Source organism: uncultured Campylobacter sp. (assembly GCF_938017775.1).
GTDB lineage: Bacteria > Campylobacterota > Campylobacteria > Campylobacterales > Campylobacteraceae > Campylobacter_B.
On record NZ_CALIIU010000051.1, the window covers coordinates 1 to 14,395 of the forward strand.

Annotated in this window: 13 protein-coding genes and 3 tRNA genes; 3 read left to right on the forward strand and 13 right to left on the reverse strand. The window is 48.7% G+C overall.

Translation table 11 applies throughout. The features are described from left to right. Positions 1 to 10: 10 nt before the first annotated feature. The 6 genes from Q0537_RS07285 to Q0537_RS07310 form a co-directional block, all read right to left on the reverse strand. Positions 11 to 85: transfer RNA gene (locus Q0537_RS07285), tRNA-Met, on the reverse strand. A gap of 37 nt (positions 86 to 122) precedes the next feature. Beyond that, positions 123 to 197: transfer RNA gene (locus Q0537_RS07290), tRNA-Gln, on the reverse strand. 231 nt (positions 198 to 428) lie between these two features. Continuing rightward, entirely contained in the window at positions 429 to 899 is a 471-nt protein-coding gene (locus Q0537_RS07295) for a type II secretion system protein (protein ID WP_299226562.1), read from the reverse strand. Between the two features lie 277 nt (positions 900 to 1,176). After that, positions 1,177 to 2,367 (reverse strand): carbon-nitrogen hydrolase, encoded by a 1,191-nt coding sequence (locus Q0537_RS07300; protein ID WP_299226564.1) that lies wholly within the window; start codon positions 2,365 to 2,367, stop codon positions 1,177 to 1,179. A gap of 20 nt (positions 2,368 to 2,387) precedes the next feature. Then, the gene (locus Q0537_RS07305) at positions 2,388 to 3,380 is read right to left on the reverse strand and encodes an agmatine deiminase family protein (RefSeq protein ID WP_299226566.1); all 993 of its coding nucleotides are present in this window, start codon (positions 3,378 to 3,380) and stop codon (positions 2,388 to 2,390) included. A gap of 64 nt (positions 3,381 to 3,444) precedes the next feature. Next, positions 3,445 to 3,521, reverse strand: a tRNA-Arg gene (locus Q0537_RS07310). Between the two features lie 732 nt (positions 3,522 to 4,253). Here Q0537_RS07310 and Q0537_RS07315 point away from each other — a divergent pair. The 3 genes from Q0537_RS07315 (at position 4,254) to Q0537_RS07325 (ending at position 6,628) form a co-directional block, all read left to right on the forward strand. Further along, positions 4,254 to 5,567: a sodium-dependent transporter gene (locus Q0537_RS07315; protein WP_299226568.1), complete on the forward strand. Its 1,314-nt coding sequence runs from the start codon at positions 4,254 to 4,256 to the stop codon at positions 5,565 to 5,567. Positions 5,568 to 5,634: 67 nt separating this feature from the next. Beyond that, positions 5,635 to 6,258 carry a hypothetical protein gene (locus tag Q0537_RS07320; RefSeq protein WP_299226571.1) on the forward strand — a complete coding sequence of 208 codons (624 nt, stop codon included), beginning with the start codon at positions 5,635 to 5,637 and terminating at the stop codon, positions 6,256 to 6,258. 16 nt (positions 6,259 to 6,274) lie between these two features. Continuing rightward, positions 6,275 to 6,628 (forward strand): hypothetical protein, encoded by a 354-nt coding sequence (locus tag Q0537_RS07325; RefSeq protein ID WP_299226574.1) that lies wholly within the window; start codon positions 6,275 to 6,277, stop codon positions 6,626 to 6,628. A gap of 789 nt (positions 6,629 to 7,417) precedes the next feature. Here Q0537_RS07325 and msrB read toward each other — a convergent pair. From msrB to Q0537_RS07360, 7 genes are all read right to left on the reverse strand, one after another. After that, the gene (gene msrB, locus Q0537_RS07330) at positions 7,418 to 8,365 is read right to left on the reverse strand and encodes a peptide-methionine (R)-S-oxide reductase MsrB (RefSeq protein WP_299226665.1); all 948 of its coding nucleotides are present in this window, start codon (positions 8,363 to 8,365) and stop codon (positions 7,418 to 7,420) included. A gap of 455 nt (positions 8,366 to 8,820) precedes the next feature. Next, on the reverse strand, positions 8,821 to 8,958 hold the full coding sequence (locus Q0537_RS07335) for a hypothetical protein (protein WP_297882193.1): 138 nt from the start codon (positions 8,956 to 8,958) through the stop codon (positions 8,821 to 8,823). Between the two features lie 1,093 nt (positions 8,959 to 10,051). Continuing rightward, complete coding sequence (purH, locus tag Q0537_RS07340; protein ID WP_299226577.1) at positions 10,052 to 11,590, reverse strand: bifunctional phosphoribosylaminoimidazolecarboxamide formyltransferase/IMP cyclohydrolase; 1,539 nt, start codon at positions 11,588 to 11,590, stop codon at positions 10,052 to 10,054. 16 nt (positions 11,591 to 11,606) lie between these two features. Beyond that, positions 11,607 to 12,197 carry a hypothetical protein gene (locus Q0537_RS07345; RefSeq protein WP_299226580.1) on the reverse strand — a complete coding sequence of 197 codons (591 nt, stop codon included), beginning with the start codon at positions 12,195 to 12,197 and terminating at the stop codon, positions 11,607 to 11,609. 103 nt (positions 12,198 to 12,300) lie between these two features. Continuing rightward, positions 12,301 to 12,570: a hypothetical protein gene (locus tag Q0537_RS07350; RefSeq protein WP_299226583.1), complete on the reverse strand. Its 270-nt coding sequence runs from the start codon at positions 12,568 to 12,570 to the stop codon at positions 12,301 to 12,303. Further along, complete coding sequence (locus tag Q0537_RS07355) at positions 12,521 to 13,042, reverse strand: hypothetical protein (RefSeq protein ID WP_299226586.1); 522 nt, start codon at positions 13,040 to 13,042, stop codon at positions 12,521 to 12,523. Before Q0537_RS07355 ends, Q0537_RS07350 begins: the two co-directional genes overlap by 50 nt. Positions 13,043 to 13,361: 319 nt before the next feature. Next, a complete protein-coding gene (locus Q0537_RS07360; protein WP_299226589.1) occupies positions 13,362 to 14,393 on the reverse strand; it encodes a hypothetical protein in 1,032 nt (343 codons plus the stop codon). Between the last annotated feature and the right edge of the window lie 2 nt (positions 14,394 to 14,395).

Here is a 14,395-nt window from a genome sequence, read left to right on the forward strand (position 1 = left end):
TTTAAAGTATTGGTTGCAGAGGGTGGATTTGAACCACCGACCTTCGGGTTATGAGCCCGACGAGCTACCACTGCTCTACTCTGCGATATAAGAAGTGCGAATAAATTTTTAAATTCGTCAAATGGATGGGGTAGGAGGATTCGAACCTCCGAATGATTGGACCAAAACCAATTGCCTTGCCGCTTGGCTATACCCCAATTGATCAAAACACGAAAAGTTATTATATACAAATAATTATAAAATGTCAATACGCTTTATTAGAAATTTTATAAAATAAAACAAAAATATAAAATTAACGCACTCGCATTATACAATAATTTAATTTATATTATGAAAATAAACCTTGGATAAAACTAAGATTTAATATAAATAGAAAAGGCCCAAGCAAATGCTCGGGCCTTGTTAGACTGAAAAATTAATATTAAATATTATTCTTCAAATTTAACACTGCTACCGCCAAGTTTAACTGGGCTAGACGCCATTAGCTTTTTAACAGCATCTCGGGTTCCTTTGCAAGCTACCTCACTATTTCCTGCTGTTGCATTAGATAGGGTCAAAATAGGATCACCTTCTGCGATACTTTTATCAGGATTTGCATTTGCAGCAGTAGCATTGCCTACAGTAAATGTAATGCATCCCTTATTCTTAACCTTCAAATCAACCGATGCACCAGTGCCATCTACTGGAATATTGGTAATTTTCTCAATATGGGCTGGTAATTGCGCTTGAGCTTGGTAATATCCATTAATCTCATTTACGAGCGTAGATACATTTGTAGCTGCCTTAGAGATCTCAGCATCATCACGAGTAGCTGCAAGTCTTGGAATAGCAACAGCTGCCAAAATACCTAAAATAACGATAACGAAGATCAACTCGATCATAGTAAAACCTTTTTTCATGGTTTACTCCTTAAATAAAATTCATTCCGCATACCTATATGCGAAACTTGACGGAATTATAGAGAAAAATTTAAAAATTGTCAATAGTTTTTAGCAAATTTTTTACAATTTATTTACGAAGCCCCATTTTGCGGGCATTGTAAAATCAAAATTTTAAATCCATTCGGCTTATATAATGTATTTTAGCGGCGCTTCTACACATTGATATCATAAAATTATTCGCTTTCATTCTCATGCGCACCCGATAAACTATATGACTATTCGAGATACGGGGATTCTACAGCCCGTATCGCTTAGTCAAAATTTCATAGTTTTCTATGCGTCTATCGCGCAAAAACGGCCACCAGCGGCGCACGTTTTCGCATCTTTGCATATCGATAGTTACGACTTCGCATAGCTCGTCGGTGCTGTTTGCGCGAAACAGTTGCTCGCCCTGCGCGCCAAAAACAAAGCTATTGCCCCAAAACCTAATCCCCTCTTCGCTGGCAAGCTGATCTACGCGCTGTTTATTCGGCAGCACCTCTAAAGTTTCGCCGTTAAATTTAATCTCTATCGAAATTTTTAAATTCTCTCGTGCCGCCTCATCCTTTGCGGGCAAAATTTCGCTGTCGATCGCCATTTTGCCGCTATCCGTTAGCGCCCCATTATTAAAGGATAAAATTCCGCCCTCGCTTAAAATTTTACTATCGTCGCTCGCATCCGCGGAGCGCAAAATTTTATCGCTGGCTGCTCCGCCGTCGTTTGCTGCCGAAATTTCATTTCCCCCGGATAGAATTTCATCCGGCGAAACCTCGCTAAGCGCGGCACTCTCAAAGCCCACGCGATTTACGGCGATTACGGGCAGGGAGTTTGCTACAGCATGCCCGCGCTGTACCGCAACCCAGGCCTCCAGCTGGCGCGCTTTTTCATCCTCGCCGTCGCCGTCAAACCACCCGATCGCGGTCGGATATATGAGTAGCTCGGCACCGCGTAGCGCCATCGCGCGCGCCGCTTCTGGATACCACTGATCCCAGCACACGAGCACGCCGAGCCGTCCCACGCTCGTATCTATGGGCTCAAAGCCCAGATCGCCCGGCGTGAAATAAAATTTTTCGTAAAACTGCGGATCGTCGGGAATATGCATCTTGCGATACCGCCCCGCGATAGAGCCGTCGCGCTCGAAGACCACGGCGGTATTGTGATACAGCCCCGTGGCGCGGTGCTCGAAAAGCGAGCTTACCAGCACGACGCCAAATCTCTTCGCCACCTCGCTCCACAGCCGCAAATCGCGCTCGAAATCCTGCGCATAATCGAAATTTTCGGTATTTTCGCGCTGGCAAAAATAATGCGTCTGATGAAGTTCTTGCAAAACGATTAGCCGCGCACCCTTCGCCGCTGCGCGCGCGATGAGCTCGATACTGCGCGCTATCGTGCGCGCCTTGATGCCTTCAAATTTATGCGAAATCAGCCCAACTTTTAAAATTTTCATATTTTTCCTTCGGTCTAAATTTAAAGCCTGAATTTATTCATACACGAGCAGTGCAGCGAGCCATTTTGGCGGATGAAAACGCGCGCGTTCACTCCCACTACTTCGCGATCCGCGCACGCTGCACGCAGACGCGACAGCGCCAGCTCGTCCGCCGCGCGATTTGGATCGTGCGGATCTGCGGGGTCTGCATAGGTAGGCACGATGAGCGCGTCGTTTAAAAAGACGAAATTTGCGTAAGTCGCGGGCAGCCTGCGCCCCCGATAAGAGATAGCTCGCGGGATCGGCAGCTCGATCACATCGTATCCGAGCGATGAAATTTCATCCTTCATCGCGCCAAGCTCCGCATAGTGCAGATCGCTCGGATCGTCGCACGAGCTTATCACCACGACGCACGGGCTTAGAAAGCGTGCGAGGGTATCGACGTGGCTATCAGTATCGTCGCCTTTTATGAAACCGCGTCCCAGCCAGATTATGTTTTTTAGCCCGAAAATTTCACGCAGCCGCGCATCCAGCTCGGCCTTGCTTAGGGAGTTGCGATTTTCGTTTAACAAACACGCGCTCGTAGTCAGCATCGTGCCCGCGCCGTCAAAATCGACGCTACCGCCCTCCAATATCAAATCCACGTCTCGTAGCGGACGAGCGCTCGCGGCGTAAAGCTTGGAATTTAATGCGTCGTCCTTAGCGCTTGCAAATTTGCCGCCCCAGGCGTTGAAACGAAAATTTAGCCCCGTGATTTTACCGCCCTCCTCCACGTCGATCGCTCCGTAATCGCGGATCCACGTATCGTCGGTATCGATTTGCGCGAAGCTGACGTTTGCTAAGCCGCCGCAAATTTGCTCAAAATCCTCGCGGCTCGGCGCGATCGCGACGACCGGCTCAAACCTCGCTGCGGCGGCGATAAAGTCACGATAAGCCGCCCGTATCTCGCCTAAATACGGCGCCCAGTCGGTACCTGCGTGCGGCAAAGACGCCAAAAGCGCCTCTTGCTCCTCCCATTCGGCGAATGCTCTCATTTTTGCTCCAAGATTAAAATTTCACGGATTATAGCGAAGCTCGGTTTAAAAAGATATTTGTGGATGGTGCGCCCGGAGGAATTCGAATCCCCGACCTTTTGAACCGCAATCAAATGCTCTATCCAGCTGAGCTACGAGCGCACGAAATAAAAGAAAACGGGATTATAGCGTTTTTAGCTTAAATTTAGCCAAAAATCGGAGTAAATTTTTAGCGCAGCGGCAAATCTGGCACAAGCGCGACGGCTCGAGCGCGGTCGTAAGCCAGCTGCGCGATCGCATAAAATCCTTAAATCGAGTATCTGCTGCAGATCGCCGTATAATTCGCGCCGCGAGATTAAATTTTAAAATTTTGCGCTGCTTTTAAATTTTATGCGGCAGCGGCGCAGAGACGACGTAAGACGGCAGGTGCAACCAGAAATCGCAAGCTACGCGCGCCTATCACGATAAACGAGATACGATATAAACGGCGTCGGCATTATTGAGCAAAGCCATTCATTGATACGCCCACACAAAATCCGTCGCCGTAAAGATTGGCAGCACGAATCGATGATATTTTTAAAATGCACGGCGCGCAGTAGCGTAATATACTCGATTGCGGCCAAAAAGCTACCTCGCAAGCAGCGCATAAATTTAATCCACTTCGCAAAATGTTCAAATTTAAAAATCCGTTTCGCCAAAACCGTCTAAATTTAAGAAATCCGCTTCGTTAAAAGATTCAAAATTTAAAAACTCGCGGTCACCTCGCGCGTGAATGTAAAATCATGAAATCATGAAATCATGAAATCACGAAAAATAAGCCGAATCCCGCGCACAATAAATAAAATTTAAATACTTTTTTGCTACCATAACGCAAATTTAAATAGGGGTATGCAAATGAATAAACGAAGTTTCTCGTCGCGCTGGGCTTTCATTATCGCCTGCGTGGGCTCTGCCGTGGGTATGGCAAACGTTTGGGGCTTCCCCTACAAACTCGGCACGAACGGCGGCGGCGCATTTTTGCTGATCTATCTATTTTTTATCGCGCTGTTTTCCTACGCGGGGCTTAGCGCCGAGTACGCGATCGGACGCCGCGCCAGAACTGGCACTCTGGGCTCTTACGAATACGCGTGGAAAAGCCGTGGGCTCGGCACCGTCGGCAAGATCATCGGCTGGCTGCCGCTTGCGGGCTCGCTGTGTATCGCCATCGGTTACGCAGTCATCATCTCATACGTGCTAAAAGCCCTAGCGCAGGCCATAGACGGCTCTTTGATGAGCGTGGATACGAACACTTGGTTTGAGTCCTTCGCGCTAACGCCCTATTCGGTCGTGCCGTTTCACTTCATCGTCGTTGCAGGCACGCTTTTTACGCTGTTTTTCGGCGCGCACAGTATCGAAAAAACCAACAAAATCATGATGCCGCTATTTTTCATCCTTTTTGCGGTGCTTGCGGTCAAGGTCGCCATGCTACCGGGCTCGGGCGCTGGGTATAAATTTCTATTCACGCCCGATTTCGGCAAGCTTAGCGATCCGATGGTGTGGATCTCTGCGATGGGACAGGCGTTTTTCTCGCTTTCGATCACGGGCTCGGGTATGATCGTTTACGGCGCGTATCTGCCTAAAAACGAAGACGTCGTCTCGGCTGCGAAAAATACGGCGTTTTTCGACACGCTTGCGGCGATGGTGGCCGCGCTAGTGATGATCCCTGCGGTCTTTGCGTATCACACCGATCCCGCCGCGGGTCCGGGGCTGCTTTTTGTGACGCTGCCTAAAATTTTACAAGACATGATCGGCGGGCAAATTTTTGCGATCATCCTCTTTACGGCGGTGATCTTCGGCGGAATTTCATCGCTTCAAAATATGTTTGAAGTCGTCGCCGAGTCCTTGATGCATAAATTTCCGCGCCTGAACCGCACCTGCACGCTCGTGCTTTTGTGCGTGATCTGCTTTGGCGTGGGCGTGAATATGGAAGCTATCGTCAAATGGGGGCCGTGGATGGACTTCGTCTCGATCTACATTATCCCGATCGGCGCGGTCATCGGCGCGGTTTCGTGGTTTTGGGTGATCAAAAAAGATGAAATTTTAGATGAAGTAAATTCGGGCGCATCCAAGCGATACGGCGCGTTTTGGTACAACGTGGGGCGCTTTTTATACGTGCCGCTGGCGATGTTACTTTGCATAATCGCGCTAAGCATGCATATTTCGTTTTGAGTTAAATTTTATCATCGAAGTATGAGATTAAAAAATTTAATCTGCAATGAATAAAAGGATCGATTGTATGAGCGATTTAGAAAACGAAAATTCCCCAAAGCCCAAATTGCGCGAATGGGATTCGAGACCTACGAAAATCCGCGAAAAATCCAAGCTTTCTAAATTTGCAGAATATTCGATGCCTATTTATGCGCTTATATCTTTATCGGTGTTTTTTATACCGATAAAAGTTTTAGATAAAAGCGAAGCCTGCGCTAGTTTCGTTAAATTTATGAAAGGAATTTTTCCGAATATCGAAGCCTTTGAAGCTATTAGCGCAATGCCCCAGGTTACAGCTTTTTACGTAAGTTTTATGTGGATTTGGGTGATTGTTTGCTCGGCTTTGATGATTTATCTTAGTTTTTACAATATGCCAAATATCTATGATTTAAAAGTTTTTCCAAAAGGAATTCCCGCTATTATATTTACGTTTTTCTTGGGGTATTTAGGAACTACATATTATTATTTCGGCGAAATGGCTATGGGAGAGATAAGCTTCGGGCTAAAAAGCTTTAACCTATATTTTACCTCGAAAATTAAGATGTATTTTTGGATTACATTTTTCTCTCTATGGTTTATTGCCGGTTGCGGCGTTGGTTCTTGGGGTTTGATTTTTACAATCTGTGGTTTTAAAAATTTGAAAAAATATTAATCAAAAGATTTGAAGAATGGGATACCTTATAAGCGATAGACTGATCGACATCGGGCTAATTTTGTTTTTCGGCGGTTTTGGTTTTGTATGCTATATAAACGGCGTATTGGGCATCGGCAAAGACTATATGCAGCGCAATAGAATAGATTTCGTGCGCTGGATGTTTAGTCTGAGGCACATCTTGCGATCCAACACGCCGTTTGATTTGAACGAGCCGCTAGAATTAAAATTTAAAGAGCCCAAAAGCAAGCATTTGATCTACAATTTCTTCGAGTTTATCATCCATTATGCGATAATCGCGCCGTTTTTAGCGATCTATGCAGGGATTTTTCTATTTTGCGCGGGGTGCGTCGTCAAAATTTTATCCTAAATTTAAAATTTGCGACGCGGATGCAGAGCGGGCATTGCATAGACGCCGTTTTTGTTGCGGAATTTCAAATTTTACGCTGCATCTCTTACCAAGCATACACCGCTTCCGCGTCTTAAAAGTAAAATTTCAAAATTTTATCGCCGAATCCACGGCTTGTGGAATTTATGCCGTGATTTCCGTTTCTATCAGGGCGGGAAGGGGCCCCAATTGCGATGTCACATTTCTTGCGGGTGCCGCCGCCGCAGCACCGCATTGCTCTGCTCGACTGCAAAACCCCCTACAACGCTATATGGGCGAGCTGCGCTCGCGTTAAATTCTTTCTATTGCGGCTACGCCGCATGAAATTCTTTAGAGGTATTTTTATCGTATTTGGAATTTTAAAATTCCATCTGTGGCTGCCAAACCAATTTATCCGCCGATAAATCATCAAACCGCCAAGCCGTCCGCCGATCGTCAAGCTTCCGCTTGACCGCGAACTAAACTAGCCGCCGACCAAACCGATCGGCAACCGACTAGTCGTCAAACAACCGACCGATTGAAAATCGATCTCGTATAGCCGTCAAATCGATCGATGAAATGCCCGTAAGCTAGCTATGATATGATTGTAAAATCAACCGACCGACCGCTAAAAGCAGTAGCCGCAGACTAGAGGAGTGCGCACTCGAGTTACAAAACGACTGACCGCCGAAACAATATACCGCCAACCGATCGGCAGCCGAGCCGCTAAACCGCCCAGCCGTAAGCCAAACCCGCAGCCGCTCAATCGCGAGCTAACCCAGAAAGCGACGCTTATTCTACGTAAATTTTATAATCCCCGTAGCCTAGCGCGTCCATCTCCTCAAGCGGGATAAATTTCAAACTCGCGCCGTTGATGCAGTATCTCATACCGCCCTTCTCTTTCGGCCCATCCTCAAAGACGTGCCCCAAATGGCTGCCTCCCACGCGGCTTGAGACCTCGACGCGCTGCATACCGTGGCTGTCATCTTGCGCGTACGCGATCGCATCGGTCGTTATCGGCTTTGAAAAGCTCGGCCAGCCGCAGCCCGCGTCAAATTTATCGGTGGATGAAAACAGCGGCTTTTTCGACACGATGTCGATATAGATGCCCTTTTTATAATTCTTGTCGTATTCGCTCGAAAACGGCCGCTCGGTCGCCTTTTCCTGTGTGACCTGATACTGAAGCTCGGTTAAATTTTTTTTCAGCTCCTCCTTGCTTTGCACTTTAAATTTCTCATCGTCCTCAAGCGGCTTTTTAGCGAGGCGCAGATCGATGTGGCAGTATCCGCCGGGGTTTTTGCCGAGATAGTCCTGATGATACTCCTCTGCGCGAACGAAATTCTTTAACGGCGCCACTTCTACGGCGATCTTTTCTTTAAATTTTGCCTGCTGCGCGGCTATGAAAAAGCGCGCGAGCTCGCCGCTCGCCTCGTCGGCGTAGTAGATGCCCGTGCGGTATTGGCGCCCGCGGTCGTTACCCTGCTTGTCGATCGAGAACGGATCGATGATGCGGAAATAATGCGCCAAAATTTCAGGCTCGCTGATGACATTGGCGTCAAATTTAAGCATTAACGTCTCGGCATGATCGCTGCTATGTAAGCCCTCGTAGCTTGCCTTATCGCTCTTGCCGTTGGCGTAGCCCACCTGCGTCGCGACTATGCCGTCGAGCTGCTTGAAATACGCCTCCATACCCCAAAAGCAGCCGCCTGCCAGATAAATTTCTTTCACGTTTGCGTTCATACCGCCTCCTTTAACTTTAAAATTTGCGTCCGCCGCACCGGCGCTACCGCCGCCGCCTGCGGCATTGAGCGCGACTAAATAACCCGCCGCCAAAGCAAAGAGGCAGATTAAAACTTTAGAAATTTTCATTTTGATCCTTTCGTTTTGAATTTTGCGCAATTTTACAATCTCTAAATGAAGCGAGAGTGAAAGAGAGAAATTTTATCGCTTACGGCGGATCGCTACCCAAATTTTATCGCCGCGGGATCGGAGCTTTCGGCTCGCCGTCGCCGCAGAATTAGAATTTTATCGCTGCGGCGCAAGATCAAAATTTTATCTTATCCTCGCGGCACGCTGCAGCATCGGAATTTTACCTCCTCGCAAGCGGTTAAAATTCTATGCTATAACGAGGGCTGAAATTTTACCGCCGCCGCCAAGATTAAAATTTTACCGCTTCAGCGGGGGGCTGGATTTCGCTAGCGCGGTAAGCGGTTGGATTTGATCGCCGCGGCAAGAATTAAAATTTTGCTACCGCTGTAGGGTTGGAATTTCGTCGCCCCCTGCGCTACGATGAAATTTGTCCCTTTTACGAGCGAGACTCTTGCGCCGTCCATTCGCCTGCGCTACGGCTCGCGTGAAATTTATCCATTCATCGCGGCTTACGTGGGGATTTTAGAGATTTTGATACACCCTATTGCGGCGCGAAATTTTATTGTCGCGCCTCGCGGCTAGATTTTGCTACCATCGTGGGGATCAAAATTTTACCGCCGCGCAACCGTGGCTTGAGCCTGATTTAGCGCCTTTGCGAGTTTTACGACGCGGCCGAATTCTACCGCGCGCGTTTTGCGAGGGCACGGACTGCTCGCGGGACGGAAGCTTTGCACTGCGCCCGCTACTCTACTACGCGATTAAATTTTATCTACGCACCGCTTCAAATGCGGCACGGCACTTGTCCACCGCGCGGCTAAATTTTCTACACGCCGCTTAGGTTGCGGCACGGCGTCCATCTGCTCGCAGCACGATTAAAATTTGTCTATGCGCGCGCCCGATCGCGACGAGGCACCGCCTTAAAAATTTATACTCCGCTCCGTATCTACTGCGAAACGGCGCCGAAATTTCAACGCAAAATGGGCGCCATGAAATTTTCGCGCCGCGAGATAAAATTTGTGCGCCGTTATACGACGACGAGGCGCGAACCCATCCGCTGCGCGCGCGATTAAATTTAAAATTTACGCGCCGCGGTTGCTAGATAAAATTTTCGCGACCATTCAGGAGCGGCGGATGATTAAATTTAGATTGCGCCGCACCGATACGTAGCGGTATGTCGCATAGCCAAAAACTCGCGCCGTGCAGTAGTATAACGAAGCGCGAACAGTCTGATTCGCACTGCCTCCGCCACGTAGCGGAGCGCAGTCAAATTTACATCGCGCACGGCTGCGTAGCGGAGGTAGCCGGACTTGCGCCGCGCAGTCGCGAGCAGCCGGATCCGCACCGCATTGGTGCGTAACAAAGCACCATGCATTAGATCCGCACCGCGCCACTACAAAACGATATACCGCACAGCTAAATCGTCGTCGCACAACCGTATGGCAAAGCGCAAGTAGTCCGATTCGATCACGCCCAGCGCGTATCGGAGCGCAGTCAAATTTATATCGCGCCCGATACACAGAGAGCAACGAAATCCACTCCACCGCAGGCGAGTGAAATTTAGTGCAAAAAGTGGCGCACTCCGGTAAAATACATCGCCATGCCAAACTCGTCGGCGCTTGCGATCACCTCATCGTCGCGGATGCTGCCGCCGGGCTGCACGACCGCCGCGACGCCCGCAGCATGGGCGATCTCGATGCTGTCTTTAAACGGGAAAAACGCCTCGCTAGCAAGCGCGCAGCCACTCAGATCGACGCCCACATCGCGAGCCTTGGCCACTGCCGCACGTGCGGCGTCCACGCGGCTCGTCATACCCATGCCGATCGCGACCATCGCGCGATTTTTGACGTAAACCACACAGTTGCTCTTCGTAAGCGCGGCGATCTGCCACGCGATTTTTAGATCGCTAAGCTCGCTCTGGCTCGCCGCGCGCCTCGTGACGCAGCGGGCGTTTGCGACCTCGCCCGCGCCCACGTAGTCGCGCTGCTGATATACGAAGCCACCGTCAATAAATTTAAAATCATACTTGTCGTTTTCGCGCATTAAAAACTCCTCGCCCTGCTCGAAAATTTTAATACGCTTTTTCTTTTCAAATACCGCAAGCGCCGCGGGCGTGACGCGAGCGGCAAGGATAACTTCGACAAAAATTTCATTGATTTTATGCGCTAGCTCCTCGTCCAAAACGCCGTTTATCGCCACGACGCCGCCGTATGCCGAAACGGGGTCGCATTTTAACGCCTCTACGTAGCTTTCAAGCAGGCTCCCCTTTACGGCAAAGCCGCATGGATTGGCATGCTTGCAGATCGCTACCGCAGGCGCCTCCCCGAAGCTACTAGCGAGCATCAGCGCGCCGTGCATATCGGTCATATTGTTAAAGCTCGCCTCGCCCTTTAGGCTCTTAAAGTGCTTGCTAAAAAAGTCCTCGAATTCGTACAGCGCGCCCTTTTGATGCGGATTTTCGCCGTAGCGAGTATCAAATACCTTGCTGCCCGTGATAAATTTTTTCGCGCCGAAGCCGCCGTTAAAGCGCTCGTTCATATAGTTTGCGATCATCGCGTCGTAGGCTGCGGTGTGCTCATAAGCTTTAATCATCAAATTTTGCCTAAATTTCAGCTTCTCGCTCTCGTCAGGGCTCGCTAAATTTTGCAAAACCGCGTCGTAATCAAGCGGGCTAGTAACGACATAGACGCTCGCGAAATTTTTAGCCGCGCTTCGAACCATCGCAGGGCCGCCGATGTCGATATTTTCGATAATCTCGGAAAAATCGTCGGTGCGGGCTACGGTCGCTTTAAAAGGATATAAATTTACGCACACGAGATCGATGCCGCCGATGCCGTGCTGCGCGGCTTGGCTTACGTGATTTGCGTCGTTTCGCTTATACAAAATTCCGCCGTGGATCTTCGGATGCAGGGTCTTAACCCGCCCCTCAAACATCTCGGGCGAGCCCGAGTATTCGCTCACTTCCGTTGCTTTCACGCCATTTTGCAAAAGCAATTTATGCGTACCGCCTGTGATTAAAATTTCAAATCCGAGCCTCTGCAGCCCTTTGGCAAACTCTACGACGCCCTTCTTATCGCTTACGCTAATTAACGCTCTCATCTTTTCTCCTTTTAATTTATTCGCATAATTTTTTAAAAATCAGCTCGCGCATGTCGTTTGCATTAAGCTGAAAATACAAAATCGCCTCACGGCGAGCCTTTTGATACTCGCGCCTCATCTTTTCATCTGCTGCGCCGAGCTTTGCGCCGTTAAATTTCGCCATGCGCGCCGAACTCAGCTCTTTTAGCTTCTCGCCGCCCGGAGAGATGCTGCCGCTATAATTAAACCACTCTTTGCTTTGAAAAATATTAAATAAAATTTTAAAATCTACGAAATTTCCCTTATTGTACTCGGCGCAGACCCCGTTTTTGTGGCTTGCGGCGTAGATCGCGCCATATCTGCGCTCGAAAAAATATAGTTTTATGAGCTTTGCGTTTTTGTCTAAATTTGCGCTGCTATCGCCCAAAATCGCAAGTCTCGCATCGCCTCGCGTTTCGTAAGGACCTAAAATCGTGCCGTTTTCGTAGAGATTGCCGCCGTAAAGAGCGTATTTCGTATCGCCAAGCTCGTTTGAAAGAACGTAGGTTTCATCGGTTGCGAGCGAGTTTTTGCCCGCGCAGCCGAGCAGCGACAGAGCTAAAAACAGAGACGAGATAAAAAATTTCATCGCAAAAACCCTTTAAATTTTAAAATTTTGCCAAATTTATGAAGCGGAAATCGGCAAAACGAAATTTACTAAATTTACCGCGCGCAAATTTTAAATTTGCTTCTCAAATGCCGCCGCTTTGCCCGTGCGGACGTAAATTTAAAAATTTTGCGCCGCTTGCAAAGGCTAAATTAAAAGCCGCGACGCGAAACGTAAATTTAAACCGCAGCGCAAATTTAGCCGCAAGGACCTGCGCAAATCGGCTAAATTTAAAATTTCGCGGCGCAGCTTTTATCATCAAGCCAGGTAGGCACTTGCTTTTGCCGCTTTTTAAAATTTTAAATTTACTTGCACATCCTGTTTTCCAGCTCGTCCATAAGCGCAGCCACGTCATCGCCCACGAGCTCCATTAGCGCCGTTTGCCGCTGCTGATCGCTCATATTTTTTGCAAGCGCGGGGCTTAAATATTCATATTTTTCATCGCTGCTTAATGCGCGCGAGTTCGAAATATAGGCCTTAGCGCTATAGGATTTGACGAACGCCTCGCCGTCGTAAACGCTTTTATAAATCGTAATATCCACCAAATAGCCCGATCTGTAAGCCTCGCAAATACCGCTCTCGTGGTGAAGCTTCACCGCCTTCACGCCGCTTCTTGGATCGAAAAGATATTTGTTGTAGCTCTTTAAATTTTTGCTTTTAACCGCGCCGTCGTCGGTGTAGGCGTAGGAGCCGCCCTGTCCGTCGGTCGCGACGCCGAACTCCGCCTCGCCTATCTTTTCATATTTGCCCAGCAGCTTGCCGTTTTCATACACCTGATCCGCGCGCACCTCATAGACCTTCGTTTGGTTGCCGTCGAAAATTTTCAAAGCGTCGCGCCGCTCCCGACCTTTGAAGGCGTAGCGAAGCAGCCCGCAAACAAAAACGCAGAAAAGATTAAAATCAAATTTTTCATTTTTTCCCTTTTAAAATTTTAAGGCGCGCCTAGCTAAATTTAAAGCTGCGGACGCGCCGCTGGATCGATCAAATTTCAAATTTCAAACCGCGCCGCTTGACGAACAAGCGCACTGCGTTCGCACAAAACCGCTCACGCCGCCTGTTTAAATTTTACGCACTCGTTTAAATTTTATGCGTCGCTTTAAATTTTACAAGCCACAAATTTAAAGCGACGCGAAATCCAAAACCGCACTAAATATAATAGATGCTGTTTTTGATATTTTTGCCGTCGAGTTCGTTTTTGCGCCACGAGCTCTCGTCGTTTAGCACGATCCAGCGCTTCTCCTCCTCGCGGTAAAACCAGTCCTTGTCGATCTGATAGTAGATCTGGCATCCCGAAATTTCGATGATATTGGCGATGTTATTGTCGTGGTAGTTGTTCTCATCGAAGTCGGTGAAGGTGCGCTGCCCCATCTCGGCGTAGAGCTCGTTTAAAATTTGAAGCATCTCGCTTAGGCGCGTATCCATCTTCTCGACCTGAAGCCCAAGCTCGTTAGCCTCTCTGAATAAGATCGGATAGTCGTGCGACGGATAGCCGCTGTTTAGCTTGTCGCTGATAAAGGCGATCTTTTGCTCATCTTCGAAGTGATAGCGTAGAATTTCGCGGCAAATTTTAAGCGACAGGCTGCTTGCGCGATCGACGGCGCCGAAAACGAGCGGATGGATATATTTGTAAAGCTCCTTATACGGGTTCTCGTCGTTCGGGCGCTCGTTATTTTTCCAAAGCTTCACCACGCGGCTTAGCTCGTCCATCGAAACGTTGGCTTGATCGTTTGTGTTCGTAACCGGCGAAAGCTCGTGGCGCAGCGAAGTATCGACCGACGTGAGATAGCCTAGCGGCCCCATTAAAATTTTATTCGCCCCAAGCGCCATCATCGTAGCCGCCGAAGCGCAGTTTGCAGGCACTAGAGCGATCAGCTCGTCGCAGTGGTTGCGCAGGATCGAAACGATCTTAAGCGATGCTATGCCGCTGCCGCCGTCAGATTTGATGTAAAGGTAGAGTTTTTCGAAATGCTTGCCCTTTAGGTGGTCGTTGATACTGATCGCGTCGTTGCCGCAGACGCTACCCGCGCCCGAATTGAAGTAGGTAAGCAGTGGCGCGCCCAGATATTTCTCGATATTGGTGATCACCTCTTGCGTTTGCTTCATCAAGATCGGCGGTTGCTTTGCCGCCTTTTTAGCGCCATGCTTCTGCGGCTCTTCGTCTTTGGATAAAAATCCCATGT

Bases quoted from the DNA above. Each gene is read 5' to 3' on its own strand.
- Q0537_RS07350 (WP_299226583.1), bottom strand. From the start codon at position 12,570: ATGACGTGGCTGCGCTTATGGACGAGCTGGAAAACAGGATGTGCAAGT.
- Q0537_RS07305 (WP_299226566.1), bottom strand. From the start codon at position 3,380: ATGAGAGCATTCGCCGAATGGGAGGAGCAAGAGGCGCTTTTGGCGTCT.
- Q0537_RS07300 (WP_299226564.1), bottom strand. From the start codon at position 2,367: ATGAAAATTTTAAAAGTTGGGCTGATTTCGCATAAATTTGAAGGCATC.
- Q0537_RS07320 (WP_299226571.1), top strand. From the start codon at position 5,635: ATGAGCGATTTAGAAAACGAAAATTCCCCAAAGCCCAAATTGCGCGAA.
- Q0537_RS07360 (WP_299226589.1), bottom strand. From the start codon at position 14,393: ATGGGATTTTTATCCAAAGACGAAGAGCCGCAGAAGCATGGCGCTAAA.
- Q0537_RS07325 (WP_299226574.1), top strand. From the start codon at position 6,275: ATGGGATACCTTATAAGCGATAGACTGATCGACATCGGGCTAATTTTG.
- Q0537_RS07335 (WP_297882193.1), bottom strand. From the start codon at position 8,958: ATGGACGGCGCAAGAGTCTCGCTCGTAAAAGGGACAAATTTCATCGTA.
- Q0537_RS07295 (WP_299226562.1), bottom strand. From the start codon at position 899: ATGAAAAAAGGTTTTACTATGATCGAGTTGATCTTCGTTATCGTTATT.
- Q0537_RS07315 (WP_299226568.1), top strand. From the start codon at position 4,254: ATGAATAAACGAAGTTTCTCGTCGCGCTGGGCTTTCATTATCGCCTGC.
- msrB (WP_299226665.1), bottom strand. From the start codon at position 8,365: ATGAACGCAAACGTGAAAGAAATTTATCTGGCAGGCGGCTGCTTTTGG.
- Q0537_RS07345 (WP_299226580.1), bottom strand. From the start codon at position 12,197: ATGAAATTTTTTATCTCGTCTCTGTTTTTAGCTCTGTCGCTGCTCGGC.
- purH (WP_299226577.1), bottom strand. From the start codon at position 11,590: ATGAGAGCGTTAATTAGCGTAAGCGATAAGAAGGGCGTCGTAGAGTTT.